The organism is Sporomusa sp. (assembly GCF_035561155.1).
In the GTDB taxonomy this organism is placed as follows: domain Bacteria; phylum Bacillota; class Negativicutes; order Sporomusales; family Sporomusaceae; genus Sporomusa.
This window is the reverse complement of the sequence record NZ_DATMYD010000087.1, coordinates 51917-69061: the sequence shown is the minus strand read 5'-3', so window position 1 is coordinate 69061 and position 17145 is coordinate 51917. Positions and strand designations below refer to the sequence as shown.

Below are 17145 nucleotides of genomic sequence, written 5' to 3'. Positions count from 1 at the left end.
CAATGACGGAGGTATGTTTAAATGACTAGACTGCTAAGAAAAATTATTCCCACAGTCGTAATTGCTTTAATGGTATTTTCCGCAATTTCACCTGCGGCTATGGCTGCGGCAAAAGATGACGCTCTGTATCAAAAATGTGAGGAGCATAAAGCAACACTGCTCACAGACCTTGAAAACTACGTTAATATTGATACAGGCAGTGGTCATGAACCTGGGCTTAAAAAGTTTCAGGGTCAGCTTATTGAACGACTTAAGGAATTGGGGGCAGAAGTTACATATACTGAGGTGAACAAGCCCCAGGCCGGCTATAACATAAAGGCAGTATTCCGTGGTACAGGCAAAGGGACGGCACTAATTTTGGCCCATGCTGATACAGTATATGCTGCCGGTACGGCTGAAAAACGCCCGTTTAGTACCGATGGAATAAAGGCTTATGGCCCTGGCGTTTCTGATGAAAAAGGCGGATTAACACTTGCGCTACATGCACTGGCTATTTTAAAAGAGACTGATTTCCAGGATTATGACCGCATTACCTTTTTGATTAATCCTGATGAAGAAAAAAGCTCACTTGAATCTCGGGACTTAATCATGCAAACCGCAAAAGAGCATAAATATGCCCTGTGTGTGGAACCAGGGATTCCTGGAGATTATGTTATGAATTGGCGGAAGGGTATTGGCCGTCTGACAATGCAGGTATCGGGACGTAATGCTCACGCCGGTATTGAGCCAGAAAAAGGGCGGAACGCTACCGTTGAGCTGGCCCATCAAATTGTTCAACTCTCTAAGCTTGGCGACCCGGCCAAGATGACGACTGTAAACTGGACTCTGTTGGATAAAACCAAGACTCCTGTCAATGTAATACCTGATGCTGCTTGGGCCCAGGCTGATATTCGCGTGTTGTATCCGGAAGAATATGACCGGATAATGAAAGATGCCAAGACAATATCACAAAAACACTTGGTGCCTGATACTAAAGTAGAATTAGATCTGTTCCGCGGCCGGCCGCCCTTTGCTAAAAATGACAAAACCGATAAGTTGGTAACTCGCCTCCAAAATATCTATGACAAAGAACTCGGCCTTAAACTGGGTGTTCAAGGCTCGGGCGGCGGCTCTGATGCCAACTATGCCGCCATTGTCGGGGCTATAGCTGTAGATGGATTGGGAATTGTTGGCGGCAACGACCACACGCCAGAGGAGTTTATTGAGGTGGGCAGCATTACTCCGCGCCTGTATCTTTTAACTCGCATTTTGATGGACATTGGCAGTGGCAATGACGCTAAATGGTAAGTGTTGAATAATTGATAGCGATCGCGAGGTTGCCAACGGCAACCTCGCTTGATTTTGTTTATGTGGTATCAGGGCTGCTCCACTACTTGGCATATATGCACTTTTCTAGTAAACTGAATTACAAGACTATATTGAAGGAGTTACCCTTACATGATAAAAAGTGTGTTATTCGACCTGGATGGAACCTTACTGCCACTTAATCAGGACGAGTTTTTGCGGGAATATTTGAACCACCTGGGGGCGCGGGTCGCTAACGTTGCCGATCCAAAAAAATTTATCAGTCAGTTATTGGCCTCCACTGAAGTCATGATTAAAAGCAGGGATAAGTCCAAGACCAACCAGCAGGTTTTTTTTGATGATTTCTTGCCGAACATTGGCGTTGCGCCAGATATATTGATGCCTGTAATTGACAATTTTTATGAAACAGACTTTGTTTTGGTCAAACCAACGACCAAGTCTAATGCCGATGCCCGGCGGGCTGTTATGGCTGTAGCTGAGCTAGGGATTGACGTGGTTGTAGCGACAAATCCGATATTTCCCATAAGCGCTATTCGGCAGCGGATTGACTGGGCCGGGGTGGGGGATGTAAAGTTTACATTTGTCACTTGCTATGAAGAATGTCATTTTTGCAAACCTCATCCCGAATATTACCTGGAGATAGCCGAGCGAATCGGGCGCAAGCCGGAAGATTGCCTGATGGTGGGAAATGATGTCATAGAAGATTTAGCGGCTGCTAGGATTGGTATGAAAACATACCTGGTAACCGACTGCTTGCTAAATTCGCAAGAGGCGGAAGCAAAGGCTGATTATCAGGGAACACTGGCTGAACTGGCAGCGACAATCGCTGGGATTATTAGGACTGAAAATGGACGGATAAAAGACAATGAATGAGCTATTGCGTTATGGCTTAGATATAATAACCTTTGTGCAGCAAATGCGCAGTCCTGCCGCCGATGCCGTGTTTCGGGGTGTTACCCTGCTAGGACAGGAAGAGTTTTACCTGCTAGCATTGCCGCTTATTCTTTGGTGCGTCGACTTACGAAATGGGGTACGTTTGTCTTTTGTCGTGTTATTATCGCATTATGTAAATGTATCGATAAAGGATATCATTGCGCAGCCTCGCCCCTTTGTATTCCGCCCCGAGGTTCAGCTTTTTCCTGCTGGCGGCTATAGCTTGCCCAGCAATCATGCCCAAACTGGGCTGGTGTTTTGGCTTGGGTTAGCAAAACTGACCCAAAAGCGTTTTCTATGGCTTATCGGCGGGGGCGTAGCCGTATTCATTGGTTTTTCCCGCATCTATTTGGGCGTGCACTTTCCTACCGATGTACTGGCAGGCTGGGCCCTGGGGCTAGTATTGCTCATTGGCTGTGGTTCGGCCGAGCCGCTGCTGGTCAATTGGATTGTCCGGCTAAGGCCATGGCAGCAGGGCATGCTTGCCGTCATGGGGCCGATATTGCTATTTTGGCTGCACCCTGGCAAAGACAGTGCTTCGATTGTTGCGGCGCTGTCAGGGGCAGGTGTTGGTCTAATTATCGCGCAGCGCTATGTTGGCGCCGGTGGGTTGGTACCTCAGGGAGAATGGGCTAAATTGTCCGGCCGGATTTTAGTGGGGTTAACAGGTTTGTTCATCATTTGGGCTGGTTTAAAGACTGTGTTCCCGCACGAAAAGCATGCTTATTTTTTACTGTTTCGCTATATTCGCTACTGGCTGGCTGGAGGATGGATTACTTTAGGTGCGCCGTGGCTGTTTAACCTGCTGGGTCTTGTTCCGGCAGGTATAGCCGGAACAAAATCAGGAAAAAATATGCTTGACAATACAAAGTTCATAAGATAAAATGACTCTAAAGTTACATACTGTAAAACAGCTGTGAACAGGACGAGTACATATGTACACTATAGTACAGCGAGCCGGTGACCGGATTTCCGGAGGTGTGATGACCGGCCTAGAGAGCATATGGAATGGACCTGTGAGCTGCCCACCAAACGCATTTGCCAGTAGGCTGGGCCGGACGCCGACGTTAACAGGCTAGGGTATCGGATATAGTTCCCGTACCTGAACAAGGGAAAGTTTAGGCTTTTCAAAAAGGGTGGTATCGCGACCATTTCGCCCCTGGGGTGAGATGGTCGTTTTTATTTTAGCCTAAACTTTCCAAAATTAGGGTGGTACCGCGGACCATTTCGCCCCTGAGGTGAAATGGTCTTTATTTTTTTGCCAAGGAGGCTGGGGTCATGTTAAAAGACTATCTTTCGCAGGCAGTCGCAGGCCAAAACCTTTCCCGTGAGGAAGCCAGAGCAGCTATGCAGGTAATCATGTCAGGCCAGGCTAGTGAAACGCAAATCGGCGCTTTTTTAACAGCCATGCGCATGAAGGGTGAAACAAGCATGGAGGTTGCCGGCTTCGCAGAAACCATGCGCAGCCATGCAATCAAGGTAGAATGCGGTTCAAAGAAGTTAATCGACACCTGCGGTACTGGCGGCGATAAACAGGGAACTTTCAACATCTCAACGGCAGTCGCCTTTGTCTTGGCAGGAGCTGGACTCAGTGTTGCCAAACACGGCAACAGGGGTGTGTCCAGTTCCTGTGGCAGCGCTGACGTGCTAAGTGCATTAGGAGTAAAGCTGGAATTGCCACCCAAGGCCTTGGCAGAGGCCATTGACACCATCGGGGTAGGCTTTATATTTGCTCCTAATTTTCATCAGGCAATGAGGTATGCGGTCAATCCCCGGAAAGCATTAGGCTTCCGTACTGTGTTCAACCTGCTTGGTCCGCTGACCAATCCGGCAGGTGCGAATTGCCAGCTTATTGGGGTGTATGCCCCCGAATTAACTATGAAAGTTGCTCAAGCGCTTGCAGAACTGGGCGTAATGAGTGCGATGGTTGTTCACAGCTTAGATGGACTTGATGAAATATCAACAGCATCGCCAACGCAGGTTGCCGAAGTGCGCGGCGGTGAAATCCGTTCCTATGTGATTAACCCTGAAATGTATGGGTTTGATCGCTGCACGCTTGCTGATTATCAGGGTGGTACAATTGAGGACAATGCCCGGATTATTATGCGGCTGCTTACCGGTGAGCATGGTTTTAAACGAGACATTGTACTGATGAACGCTGCTGCAGCGCTGGTCGTGGCCGATGCGGCAGCTGATATCAGTGAAGGGTTGCACCTGGCTGCTGCTAGCATTGACAGTGGGGCAGCGTTGGTTAAGTTTGAAGCGTTAAAGACGTTTACCCAGAATTACCGGGATCAGGAGGGATTGCCATTATCATAAAGATTTGTGGTATCACTACAATTGAAGCGGCTCTGGCCGCGCGGGAGTTTGGCGCTGACCTGATTGGCTTTGTTTTTGCCGACAGTCGGAGGCATGTTACGGTGGAAAAAGCACAGGAGATTGCTTGCCAAATTTCTGGAATTGGCAAAGTAGGTGTATTTGTTAATGCACCGCTCACCAAGGTACAGTCGATTGCGCGGGAGTGCCAGCTAGACTATGTTCAGTTGCATGGTGATGAATCACCGGAATACTGCAGTTTAATCGGTTATCCGGTGATTAAAGCCTTTAGATTCAGACCGGGATTTAGTGTAGAGGCGTTTAACGGTTATCAGCAGGGGTGGACACTGCTTGATAGCTTTAGTGCCGGGCAACAAGGGGGAACAGGTATAACCTTTGATTGGCAGGAAGCGCAAGCGTTGGTATGGCAGACACCTAGGCCGTTCATGGTAGCCGGGGGGCTGACACCTGACAATGTGGCAGAGGCCATTCAGATACTTAAGCCGGATGGTGTTGATGTATCCGGCGGTGTAGAAACCAATGGAGTCAAAGATAGTAAAAAAATAGAGCGGTTTATTGCCGCTGTCCGAGGAGCGGAGGTGGCTGATGTTAAATAAAATTGTAGCTCAAACCAAACAAGCGGTAGTTTTAATGAAAAGGATCACCCCGCTTGAAATGATCATCAGCAAGCTAACGACAGGCAGCTTTGCCTTTAGCGCGGCCATTGCCGAGCAAGACTGGGCGCTAATCGCCGAGTGCAAGCTGTCATCTCCGGCCAAAGGAACCTTGTGCAAAGACTACACGGTGCCAGAGCTTGCTGCCATTTTTGCCAATAACGGTGCTGCCGCCTTATCTGTGCATACTAACGCCGCTTTTTGCGGCTGTTTGGACGACATCTTGAGGGTTAAATCTGCCGTCAATCTGCCGATGTTATGCAAGGAGTTTATCATTGACGAATATCAACTCTATGCGGCCAGAGCTGCGGGGGCTGATGCTGTACTGCTCATTGCCGCTATTTTGTCAGACGCTGAACTAAGCAACTTGTCACACATTGCAGCTAGCCTGGGGATGGACTGTTTAGTGGAAGTCCATACCCTATCAGAACTTACCAGGGTAAATCAAGCAGGAGCCAAGCTGGTGGGTATTAACAATCGGGACTTACAGACGTTTACGACTAATATTGAGCAGACGTTCAGGTTACTGCCTTATTGTGAACCAGGCTGTTTAATTATTAGTGAGAGCGGCATTAAGAACGGCGGGGATGCATTAAAACTAAAAAATGCCGGTGTAAAAGGTATTCTAGTTGGGGAAGGGCTGGTTACAGCCCCGGATATGCCTACTAAGACGTGTGAACTGGCTTTGTGTGGTTCACAACAAGAAGGGAGAGGTCAAGATGCCTAATCATAACGGAAGGTTTGGACAGTATGGTGGCCGGTTTGTACCGGAAACTGTCATGCCAGCCCTTATTGAGCTGGAAGCCAATTATCGGAGGTTAAAAGAAGATGCGGCGTTTCAGTCTGAGGTGGATTTTTATTTTAAAGAATATGCAGGCAGGCCAACAAAGCTCTATTATGCGGCTAAGTTAACACAGCACTATGGCCGGGGAAAGATTTATCTGAAACGGGAAGACTTGCTCCACACCGGAGCACACAAGATTAACAACGCGATCGGCCAGGCGCTCTTGGCGCGGCGGATGGGGAAAAAACGCATAGTTGCCGAGACGGGCGCTGGTCAGCATGGGGTAGCCTGTGCCACGGTGGCCGCGCTGTTTGGGATGCAGTGCTCAGTATTCATGGGTGCTGAAGATATGGAACGCCAGGCGCTTAATGTTTTCCGCATGAGGTTGTTAGGGACCGAGGTTGTGCCGGTCACGAGCGGCAGCGGAACCTTAAAAGATGCTACCAGTGAAGCGATCCGCTATTGGGTTACCCATATTCAGGACACTCATTATATTATCGGGTCTGTGGTAGGGCCGCATCCGTATCCGATGCTGGTCAGAGATTTTCAGGCTGTAATTGGTCAGGAGGTTGCCGCGCAGATTGCTGAAGCCGGCGAAAATTTAAAATACCTAGTGGCCTGCATCGGCGGCGGCAGCAATGCCATGGGGATTTTTTACCAGTTCCGTGACAACCCCTCCGTAATCAAAATTGGGGTGGAAGCGGCCGGAAAAGGGTTAAATACCGGCGAACATGCGGCCTCACTGACTAACGGAAATCCTGGTGTGCTGCACGGTTCCTTAAGTTATCTGCGGCAAGATAGTGAAGGTCAGATTATTCCTGCTTATTCAATATCTGCAGGTCTTGACTATCCTGGTGTTGGGCCTGAGCATTCCTGTTTTAAAGACACTGGGCGGGTAATATATACAGCGGTTACCGACGAAGAGGCTCTGGCTGCCTTTGAGCGTCTGGCACGGCTGGAAGGAATTATTCCAGCGCTTGAAAGCTCTCATGCACTCGCCTATTTGGAGTACCTGATGCCGCAGACAGAGCCAGACGATGTGATTGTTGTCTGCCTGTCAGGGCGGGGCGACAAAGATGTGCAGATGGTGGCACAGGTAATGGGGGGATTGGAAGGATGAACATAACCGAAAAATTTCGTACCCTTAACGCGGCAGGACGCAAAGGGCTGATTATTTACCTGACTGCCGGTTTTCCCGACTATAGTACGACTTTGCAGGCGGTGAAGGCCGTGGAGGCAGCTGGCGCCGATTTAATTGAGATTGGTCTGCCATTTTCAGACCCAATGGCTGACGGGCCGATCATTCAACATGCGGCGACTCAGGCGTTGGCTGCCGGTGCTACTGTTGGTAAAGCACTTGAGCTGGTAACGCTTATTAAGCAGGAGACGACAATTCCACTCGCTATTATGACATACTACAATATTGTGCTGCAGTTCGGAATTGACAAGTTTGCCGACAGTTTAGTCAAGGCAGGAATCAGTGGTCTGATTATTCCCGACCTGCCTATAGAAGAAGCGGCTGTTGTTGAACCGGCTTGTAGGAAGGCAGGGATAGACTTAATCAAGTTTATTGCCCCTACGACTACACCAGACCGTTTAGCAACAATTTGCAGTCAGGCTGCCGGCTTTTTGTACTGCATATCAAGCACCGGTGTTACCGGTGTGCGTCAGATTGACTATGATCAGCTTGCCCCGCTCATGACTGCTGTACGGCAGGAGACTGACCTGCCGCTGGCCATGGGTTTTGGCATCGGCAGCCCGGAAGCTGCGTGTCAGGCAGCTAAGTATGCCGACGCTGTCATCGTCGGCAGCGCCGTCATGGAACGCCTAACAAATAACGGTGTTGAGGCAGTACGGGAATTCACAAGCGCAATTAGGCAGGCGCTCGATAAGGAGTGTGGCTGCTGATGAAGGCATATCCAGATAAAGGAGAATTCTGCCAGTTAGCAATGACATATACTGTACTCCCGGTTTGTGCCGAGCTGTCTACAGATATGGAAACCCCGGTTTCTATGTATTACAAGCTAGTGGGTGATGCTCCGGGCTTTATTCTTGAGAGCGCTCAGACAGGCAAAACCTTTGGCCGTTATTCATTTATTGGCACCGAGCCGCAGGCTGCGCTTACTGCCTATAGTAAACAGGCCGACATCGTATTTGATGGCTGCGCATCGCAGGAGGTAGGCAAGCCACACCTTGTACTTAAGGAGTTTTTGCAAAAGTTTTCGATGCCGAATCTGCCGGAATTGCCGCCGTTTGCTGGCGGAGCGGTGGGGTATGCCGCTTACGAATCGGTAGCGTCCTGGGAACGGGTATGTGGTCTTAGTACTCCTGATGATTTGCCACTCATTAAAATGATGGTTTGCAAATATATCATTGTTATGGATCATCTGACCCATTCCACCCGGCTGATCAATCTGGTCGTTCTTAGACCAGGGGCTCAGGCTGCCGAGGAATATGACAGGGCGCGCCAGCAACTGGAAGGCTTGATGGCTAAACTCAAGCAGCCTGTCGTGCTGCCTGAATCCCATCCGGTAGGCAGCCAGGCTGACCTCAATGACCGGCTTGAGATAAGTTTAGAAGAGGACGAGGCCCTGCTTAAACAACAGTATATTCATAGGGTAGAACAGGCCAAAGAATATATTGCTGCCGGAGACATCTTTCAGGTAGTGCTATCACGCCCTTTTCACTACAAACTGGCCCGGCACCCGTTTGCACTATACCGGCGGTTAAGGCAGGCCAACCCTTCGCCTTACATGTTTTATATTAATTTTGGTGATAAGCAGCTTGTTGGCGCGTCGCCTGAACGCCTTGTAAAGCTGGAAGACGGCAAAGTACTAACCTGCCCGATTGCCGGGACGCGTCCCCGGGGCGGCAGTCAGGTAGAGGATGATGAGCTGGCAGAAGAGCTGCTGGCTGATGCCAAAGAGCGAGCCGAGCATGCTATGCTGGTGGATCTTGGACGCAATGACCTGGGCCGGATCAGTCTGCCGGGAACAGTAACTGTTGACAGAATGATGGAAGTCGAGAAATACTCACATGTCATGCATATTGTATCAGAAGTATCAGGTCAGGTTGACCCCAGGTTTTCGGCGGTTGATGTGCTGGCCGCGTGCTTTCCGGCAGGTACGGTGAGCGGCGCGCCTAAAGTGCGGGCCATGGAGATTATTTATGAGCTGGAAGGCGACAGCCGTGGTCCTTACGCCGGCGCTGTGGGGTACTTTGACTTCCGGGGTAACATGGATACCTGCATCACGATCCGCACGTTAGTTATTGACGGCCAGCAGGTCACTGTGCGGACAGGGGCGGGGATTGTCGCTGATTCCGTGCCAGAGATGGAATACCGTGAGATCATGCATAAAGCCCGAGTCTTAATGCAATTAGTAGAGGAGGCAAAATGACATGATCTTACTTATAGATAATTATGATTCCTTCACCTACAATGTGTATCAATATGTTGCCAGTTTAGGCTATGAGGTCACAGTCATTCGCAACGACAAGATCTCGCTGGATGAGATAAGTAATGCGGGTTATAGGGGCATCATTATCTCGCCCGGGCCGGGAACACCGGCTAATGCCGGGATAAGTAAAGCGGTTATAGCACTGTTCGCCGGGCAAATACCGATACTGGGGATTTGTCTTGGTCATCAGGCCATTGGTGAGGTGTTTGGCGGGCGAGTTATCCGCGCACCGCTGCCGGTGCATGGCAAGACCGAGTATATTATTCATAGAGGGAAAGGCCTTTATCAGGGGCTTCCTCAACCTTTTGTTGCAGGCAGATATCATTCACTAATCGTAGAAAAAGAAGGGTTGCCAGACTGCCTGGAGGTCACTTCTACGTCACAAGACGGTTTGATTATGGGGCTTAGGCACCGGGAGTTTGATATAGAAGGCGTACAATTCCATCCGGAGTCAATCTTGACGCCTAAGGGGATAATGATTTTGGAAAACTTCGTTAGTAAAACTAATGCCAATCAAGACAAAATTCGCTTGAATATATAACGAGCGCATGGTATATTAGGAAAAATAGTGTTAAAAACCATGAAGAGGAAAAGTAGGTATACTAGTTCCGCTACAGAGAGCCGGGAGGCTGAGAGCCGGCACGGATTGGTCTGCTGAAGTTCGCCTTGGAGTTGCTTGCTGAAATCTGATTGACGCGCGTCGCAGATGGTAGGCGGAGCCGGAGACCTTCACCGTTATCAGCGAAGGGGAGTATCGGTGCTAAGCCCGTACTTTATGAGGTGATCCGCGGGCAGCGGATAACAAAGGTGGTACCGCGAGTTAACTCTCGTCCTTTTACAGGACGGGAGTTTTTTATTTTGGGAGGGATTATTAAATGAGGAAAATTGGCTATCTGGGACCGCAAGGAACATATTGTGAAGAAATCGTGCTACGTTTATATAGTAGAAGCGAAGCCTGTTTGAAACCGTTTGCCGGTATTGATGCCGCTATTAGAGCGGTTGCGTTAGGTGAGGTTGATGAATGTATCGTCCCTGTGGAAAATTCGCTGGAAGGATCGGTCAATATTACGTTAGATACCATTGCCCATGACGTTAACCTATATATCACTAAAGAGGTTGTTTTGCCTGTCCGGCATAATTTGCTGGCTAAAAAAGACAGCCAAGAAATTGCTGCCATCGTCTCCCATCCCCAAGCACTTGCCCAATGCCGCAAAACACTGGCAAATCTATATCCTCAGGCCAAAATAAAGCCGGTTGAGAGTACAGCCGAGGCGGCCAGAATAGTTGCTGCAAGCGATGGCTTATATGCCGCTGTAGGTAGTTTGAAAGCAGGCGAAATATATGGGCTAACTGTGTTGGCAGCCGATATTCAGGATAATCAGGCTAACTCGACACGCTTCATCGGCTTGGAACGACAACCAGCAAACAACGTACAGGGCAAAAGCAAGACAACGCTTGTGTGCCAGATTAATGGCGAACGGCCAGGAAGTTTATGCAACATACTGCAGGAATTTGCCAACCGAGAAGTCAACCTAACGCGGATTGAGTCACGTCCTGCCCGCACCGGGCTGGGTATGTATATTTTCTTTTTTGATATTGAAGGCAGTACAATGGAAAGCAATATTGCTGCCGCTGTTAGCGCCGTTGAAGCAAAATGTTTGTGGTACAAAAATTTTGGTTCATACCCGATTTATCATGTTGGTAAATAGCAAATATAATCAAAATGGAAAATACCTGAAAAAACTCCTGAATTAAGCAGGAGTTTTTTGCAGAATGTTGAAATAATTTCTACAAACGATTGCAGAAAAATACTTGAAACTAATAAGAATAATTTGAAAGAGGATTAAATATTGTTATGGTAAAAATGGCAGAGGTCGCACAATTGGCTAGGGTATCCATATCAACAGTATCGCGGGTTATATCTGATAATCCATACATTGCCGATGAAACCAGGGAAAGAGTGCTTAAAGCCATAGCAGCACTGGATTACAGGCCTAACCGTCTTGCCAGTAATTTGCGAAAGATGTCATCAAAAACAGTAGTCGTTGTGCTGCCTGACATTACTAATAATTTTTTCGCACAGATTGTTCAGGGCTTTCAAACAGTGGCTAGAAACAATGGATATCATGTGCTGTTGGGTGACACTGGCAACAGTCTCGAATCTGAAAAGGATTTCATACAATTGGCTAAAGAGAGGCTTGTTGACGGCCTGATTTTGGCAACAGCTCGGATTCCTAAAGAAGAGATTTATGCTATCAGTAGAGTAATTCCGGTTGTGCTGGCGTGTGAATATATCGAAGGCTATGATATTCCTACTGTAGCCATTGATAATGTCAGCGCCGCGCGTCAGGCTACTGAACATTTAGTCCGGCTGGGACACCGCCGGATTGGCTGTATTACGGGGCCGTTGAGCGTTATTTTGAGCCGGGATCGGTTAAAAGGCTATCGCCAGGCAATGCTTTTGAATGAAGCGCCTGTTGATGAAACGTTAATTCAAGAAGGTAACTTTTCAGTCAAAGCCGGCTATGACATCGCGATGAAATTTCTGGCACTTGATAACCCGCCAACAGCAGTTTTTGCTTCTAATGATGAGATGGCGGTCGGGGCGATGAAAGCCATTAAGGAAAAAGGGCTTAGGGTGCCAGAAGATATCGCGGTTTCCGGTTTTGACGATATTCAGTTATGTTCGCTTGTTGAGCCGCAACTTACAACGATTGCCCAACCTAAGTTCGAGATTGGAAAAGAGGCCATGAATATGCTCTTAAAGTTAATTCGTGGCGAGGATTTAGAGCGCAGGCAAATTGTTTTACCTTACCAAATGGTGGTGCGGCAGTCGTGCGGGTTGTCTCAAAATATGTACAAGGCAAACTACTTGGCTGAGGGGGGATGTTCACGGTAGATTTGGGATAGGAACAGAAAGATGTCCTTAGAGTCAAAATTTGGGAGGGTTACGACGTGAGAAAAACAGGTAAAATGTGGCTAGTTATCAGCTTGGTGTTTGCTATGGTTATAGGAGCGGTAGGCTGTGGAAGCCAGCAGCCTGCGGCCGCCGACAAAGCGGATGCAAAAAAAGAGATTGTTATCGGTCTGTCATTCCCGGCTGCTGACCATGGTTGGCTGGGTGCCATTATTAAGAATGCTGAAGATGAGGCCAAAGCCCAAGGAGTTAAATACATCATTACCACCGCCGACAACCCCAATAAACAGACTAGCGATATCGAAGACCTTATCACCAAAAAAGTCAGTGCAATAGTAATGCTGCCGATTGAATCAGCCTCTATGACTCCTGTCGCCAAAAAAATTAAGGCGGCTAATATTCCGCTTATCGTGGTTGACCGCGAGATTGAAAGCGACGATTTCACCGCCGTAGTAAAAGGTGACAATAAAGGGATCGGGATAAACGGTGCTAAGTTTATTGCCGATAAACTTAAAGGCAAAGGAAATGTTGTTATTATTTCAGCGCCCCCATCTTCGGTAAATACCTTGCGTACAGGCGGTTTTGAGGAAACCATCAAGGCTTTCCCGGATATTAAAGTCTTAGCCATGCAGGACGGCGGCTTCCAAAAAGAAAAAGGCTACACTGTAATGCAGAACATGTTGCAGGCACATAAGCAAATTGACGCCGTGTTCACACTCGACGATGAAATGGCATTAGGTGCTATCAAAGCCATTAAAGAAGCCAAGCGGACTGATATCAAGCTATTAACCGGTGCTGGCGGCAATAAAGAATACTATGAAATGATTAAGAACGAAAAAGACATCGAAATGACTACATTTATTTACTCGCCGCTTATGGTCAAAGATGGCGTAAAATTGGCTGTAAATATTCTTAAAGGCAATACTCCTAAAGAAAAAGTGACTGTAATTCCCGCTAACGCTATTACCAGAGAAAACGTTGACAAATATTACGACGCCAAAGCCAACTACTAATACAAACAAAGACTGCGGCAAGCTTGATCTTGCCGCAGTTTTCTAAATGTAGCTTGGGAGAGGAGGCCAGCATGGGAGAATATGCTTTACAAATGGTAAACATAAAAAAATCTTTCAGTGGCGTGTCCGCGCTGAAAGCAGTGAACTTTTCTCTCAAAAAAGGAGAAATTCACGCGTTGATTGGGGAAAACGGCGCCGGTAAAAGCACCCTGATGAATATAGTAGGCGGTGTGCTGGCAATGGATGAAGGAAGTATATACCTAGAGGATAACCAGGTGCAAATACCTAACCCCCATGTCTCCAAATCCTTGGGTATCAGCTTTATCCACCAGGAATTAAATTTAGTCGGTGATTTAAGGGTTTATGAAAACATGTTTTTGGGTGCGGAACTGACCAATAGAGTTGGCCTGGTTAAAACCAAGGACATGTGTGACAAAACTAGTGAGATTTTAAAAATTCTGGGGGTTGATCTGGATCCCAAGGCCTATGTTCGCGATATTGAGCCCTCCTATAAGCAGATTGTTGAGATTGCTAAGGCCTTACTCCAAGATGCCAGAATTATTATTATGGACGAACCGACAACCTCGTTAACTGATCATGAGGTAAGCAACCTATTCAAGCTTATGAATTCACTAAAGCAGTCAGGTGTCAGTATAGTCTTTATCTCCCATAAGCTCAAAGAAGTTTTGACAATCTGTGACAGCTATACTGTCTTGCGCGACGGAGCGGTTGCCAAGACCGGTTGTACAGAGGAAAGTGATGAAGAACATCTGGCCAGATTGATGGTTGGCAAAGACGTAGCTTCCCTTCAATATTATCAGCCAAGGGCGCTCGGGCGCCTGCTGCTTGCTGTGGAGGGATTGTCCTCAGGACGATATTTCAGGAATGTCAGTTTTGCTTTGCATGAAGGGGAAATCCTAGGGTTTACCGGACTGACCGGCGATGGACGGTCAGAACTGTTTGAATGCGTGTTTGGCTGCCGCCGCTATGACGCTGGCCAACTATATGTAGATAGCAAAAAAATTAATATGGGACACCCGTGCCAGGCGCTCAAGCATGGTATTGGGCTAGTGCCCAAAAACAGGAAAGAAAACGCGATTATTAAAGATATGAGTGTGCTGCAAAACCTTACGTTAGCTTCACTTTCCAAAATGAAAAATAGATTCTTCATTGACAACGATTTGGAAGAGAAGCGGTATTGGCAGAACAAGGAAAAATTAAATATCAAAGCAGCAGATTCTTCATTGCCAATTGTGAGTTTAAGCGGCGGTAATCAGCAAAAGGTAGTATTAGCCAAATGGCTGGAAGCCGATTCCCGGATCATTATTATGGATAACCCCACCCAAGGTATTGATGTTGGCGCTAAAAGTGAGATTTATCAGCTTATTATTGAACTGGCTAAACAGGGCAAAGGCATAGTGATCCTTTCTTCTGAGCTGCCGGAGATACTAAAGGTTTGCGATAGAGTGTTTGTCATGTACCATGGTGAAATAGCGGCTGAGCTGCCCAGGGAGCAGACTGACGAAGCAACAATTATGATGTATGCCACCGGCGCCAAGCGGGTGGGCTAAGGGGGAGCCACATGTGAGCAATATGGAAACGCCAGCCAATAAGAGCGTATCTAACAGTATGGGGAAAAAGCTTACCAGATTGCAGACAGAATACAGTATTATTATGGCTTTTCTGGTGATTGCTGTACTGGCCAGTTTGGCCAACAGTGAATTCTTGACTTCTTCCAATATCATCAATATCCTTAGGCAGGTATCGATTATTGGCATTATTTCACTGGGAATGACGCTTATTATCATCTCGGGCGGCATTGACTTATCGGTAGGCGCTGTACTGGCGCTGGTGGGCGCGCTGGCGCTTACTGTCTTGAACTTCACGCAGAGTATCACCGCCACCCTTGTGGCTGCCCTTATGGCCGGAGCTTTTATCGGTGTAATCAACGGGTTGTTAATAACCAAAGGCAAGATAACGCCATTTATCGTCACTCTTGGGGTTATGGCTTCTACGCGATCGCTCGTATTGTACTATGCCAAAGGCGGCAGTATCGTCAGTAAAGTTAATGAGTACACGGTAATTGCCAGTGGGGAAATTGGCGGGATTTCCTACCCTGTTTTCATATTTCTGGCCTGTGCCGTCCTCATGTATATATTGTCGCAAAAGACCCCGTTTGGACGTTATGTTTACGCTATCGGCAGCAATGAGAAGGCTGCCCTGCTGTCGGCTATCAATGTTAACATGGTCAAGACCGGCATTTATATGCTGGGCGGTATGCTGACTGCTTTGGCTGCCGTTATTGAATCCTCACGCCTTAATTCCATGTCTTCGGCCAGCTCAGGCATTAACTATGAGCTTGATGCGATTGCTGCCGTTATTATCGGCGGCACCAGAATGTCTGGTGGCAAAGGAACAATTATCGGCACGTTCTTTGGTGTACTCATTTTAGGAATCCTAAATAACACGCTTAACCTGATGAATATATCCCCTTACCTGCAAGGTATGGTAAAAGGACTGATTATAATTACCGCAGTATTACTACAGAAAAAAGAGTAGAAAGGAGCCGGCAATATGAAAGGAAAAATCAAAGCTGCCATTATTGGCAGTGGCTTTATTGGGCCGGTGCATGTGGAGGCAGTGCGGCGACTGGGGTATGTTGACGTAGCGGCCATTGCCGAGTATTCACAGGAAGTGGCTGAACAAAAAGCGGCTGAGCTTTGCATTGACCAGGCTTACGGCGATTACCGGCAAGTGTTGGCTGACCCTGAGATAGCTGTGATCCATAACTGTACACCGAACTTTTTGCATCATCAAATCAACAAAGAGGCCATTGCTGCCGGCAAACATGTGCTATCAGAAAAACCGCTCGCAATGGATACCTCAGAATCGGGAGAAATCCTCAAACTGGCAAATGAGCAAGGCATTGTTCACGGTGTCAACTTTAACTACCGGCAGTATCCTGCTGTCCAGCAACTGAGGGCAATGCTGGCACAAAATCAGCTTGGCAGCGTATATACTGTTCATGGCAGCTATCTTCAGGATTGGCTGTTAAAAGACACTGACTATAACTGGCGGCTTGAACCTAAAATCAGCGGCAAATCCCGGGCGTTGGCCGATATTGGCTCACATTGGTGTGATACTGTCCAGCATGTTATAGGTCAGAGCATCACCGAGGTTTACGCTGATATTGCCACAATTCTGCCTGTACGTAAACGGGCGAAAGCCGGAGTAAGCACATTTAGCTCACAGGAATTGGCAGAAGGCCAATATGATGAGGTGCCTATAGTCACAGAGGACTACGCTACTGTTCTTGTTAGGTTCAGCGGCGGAGCGCGCGGCGTATTTACTGTGTCTCAAGTCAGTGCCGGACGAAAAAACCGGTTTAGTTTTGAAATTGATGGCAGTAAATCAGCTGCCTTTTGGAATCAGGAGGAACCCGAGAAACTATGGTTTGGTCATCGTGACCGGCCTAACGAAATGCTTTTGGCTGATCCCTCGCTTTATTTAACTGAAGCCAAATCCTATATCCGCCATCCCGGCGGCCATAACGAAGGCTGGCCTGACGGGGTGCGCAACATGATGCACAACTTCTATAGCTTTATCAGAGACGGTAAAAATCCGGCTGCCGATAAAGCTGATTTCGCCACATTTGCCGATGGGCACCGGATTATGTGTATTATTGAAGCTATTTTAACCAGTCATACCTCAAGTCACTGGGTTAAGGTAGCATATTAAAAGAAAA

The 17145-nt window shown here is 47.7% G+C and carries 16 protein-coding genes and 2 other annotated features; all 16 genes read left to right on the top strand.

Annotated features, from left to right (window positions below):
• Positions 1-21 precede the first annotated feature (21 nt).
• The 16 genes from VN447_RS11825 to VN447_RS11750 all read left to right on the top strand — a co-directional run bounded on the left by VN447_RS11825 (position 22) and on the right by VN447_RS11750 (position 17138).
• The gene (locus tag VN447_RS11825; RefSeq protein WP_325525561.1) at positions 22-1287 is read left to right on the top strand and encodes a glutamate carboxypeptidase; all 1266 of its coding nucleotides are present in this window, start codon (positions 22-24) and stop codon (positions 1285-1287) included.
• A 150-nt stretch (positions 1288-1437) separates the two neighbouring features.
• On the top strand, positions 1438-2178 hold the full coding sequence (locus tag VN447_RS11820) for an HAD family hydrolase (RefSeq protein ID WP_325525560.1): 741 nt from the start codon (positions 1438-1440) through the stop codon (positions 2176-2178).
• A complete protein-coding gene (locus VN447_RS11815) occupies positions 2171-3121 on the top strand; it encodes a phosphatase PAP2 family protein (RefSeq protein WP_325525559.1) in 951 nt (316 codons plus the stop codon). Before VN447_RS11820 ends, VN447_RS11815 begins: the two co-directional genes overlap by 8 nt.
• A 24-nt stretch (positions 3122-3145) precedes the next feature.
• Positions 3146-3402: a binding site (T-box leader), on the top strand.
• Between the two features lie 114 nt (positions 3403-3516).
• On the top strand, positions 3517-4557 hold the full coding sequence (trpD, locus tag VN447_RS11810; RefSeq protein WP_325525558.1) for an anthranilate phosphoribosyltransferase: 1041 nt from the start codon (positions 3517-3519) through the stop codon (positions 4555-4557).
• Positions 4542-5171, top strand: coding sequence for a phosphoribosylanthranilate isomerase (locus VN447_RS11805; protein WP_325525614.1), 630 nt, complete (start codon positions 4542-4544; stop codon positions 5169-5171). Before trpD ends, VN447_RS11805 begins: the two co-directional genes overlap by 16 nt.
• Positions 5161-5955, top strand: a complete 795-nt coding sequence (locus VN447_RS11800; protein WP_325525557.1) for an indole-3-glycerol phosphate synthase TrpC — start codon at positions 5161-5163, stop codon at positions 5953-5955. The genes VN447_RS11805 and VN447_RS11800 overlap by 11 nt, the downstream gene beginning before the upstream one ends.
• On the top strand, positions 5948-7132 hold the full coding sequence (gene trpB, locus VN447_RS11795) for a tryptophan synthase subunit beta (RefSeq protein ID WP_325525556.1): 1185 nt from the start codon (positions 5948-5950) through the stop codon (positions 7130-7132). The genes VN447_RS11800 and trpB overlap by 8 nt, the downstream gene beginning before the upstream one ends.
• Positions 7129-7920, top strand: coding sequence for a tryptophan synthase subunit alpha (trpA, locus tag VN447_RS11790; RefSeq protein WP_325525555.1), 792 nt, complete (start codon positions 7129-7131; stop codon positions 7918-7920). Before trpB ends, trpA begins: the two co-directional genes overlap by 4 nt.
• The gene (gene trpE / locus VN447_RS11785; protein ID WP_325525554.1) at positions 7920-9410 is read left to right on the top strand and encodes an anthranilate synthase component I; all 1491 of its coding nucleotides are present in this window, start codon (positions 7920-7922) and stop codon (positions 9408-9410) included. The genes trpA and trpE overlap by 1 nt, the downstream gene beginning before the upstream one ends.
• 1 nt (position 9411) lies before the next feature.
• Positions 9412-10011 (top strand): aminodeoxychorismate/anthranilate synthase component II, encoded by a 600-nt coding sequence (locus VN447_RS11780; protein WP_325525553.1) that lies wholly within the window; start codon positions 9412-9414, stop codon positions 10009-10011.
• A 30-nt stretch (positions 10012-10041) separates the two neighbouring features.
• Positions 10042-10308 (top strand) — a binding site (T-box leader).
• 37 nt (positions 10309-10345) lie between these two features.
• Positions 10346-11179, top strand: coding sequence for a prephenate dehydratase (gene pheA / locus VN447_RS11775; protein WP_325525552.1), 834 nt, complete (start codon positions 10346-10348; stop codon positions 11177-11179).
• 146 nt (positions 11180-11325) lie between these two features.
• Positions 11326-12369, top strand: a complete 1044-nt coding sequence (locus VN447_RS11770; RefSeq protein ID WP_325525551.1) for a LacI family DNA-binding transcriptional regulator — start codon at positions 11326-11328, stop codon at positions 12367-12369.
• A 56-nt stretch (positions 12370-12425) separates the two neighbouring features.
• Complete coding sequence (locus tag VN447_RS11765; RefSeq protein WP_325525550.1) at positions 12426-13400, top strand: substrate-binding domain-containing protein; 975 nt, start codon at positions 12426-12428, stop codon at positions 13398-13400.
• A gap of 71 nt (positions 13401-13471) precedes the next feature.
• Positions 13472-14971, top strand: a complete 1500-nt coding sequence (locus VN447_RS11760) for a sugar ABC transporter ATP-binding protein (RefSeq protein ID WP_325525549.1) — start codon at positions 13472-13474, stop codon at positions 14969-14971.
• Positions 14972-14993: 22 nt separating this feature from the next.
• A complete protein-coding gene (locus tag VN447_RS11755; protein WP_325525613.1) occupies positions 14994-15959 on the top strand; it encodes an ABC transporter permease in 966 nt (321 codons plus the stop codon).
• A gap of 15 nt (positions 15960-15974) precedes the next feature.
• Entirely contained in the window at positions 15975-17138 is a 1164-nt protein-coding gene (locus VN447_RS11750; protein WP_325525548.1) for a Gfo/Idh/MocA family oxidoreductase, read from the top strand.
• Positions 17139-17145 lie beyond the last annotated feature (7 nt).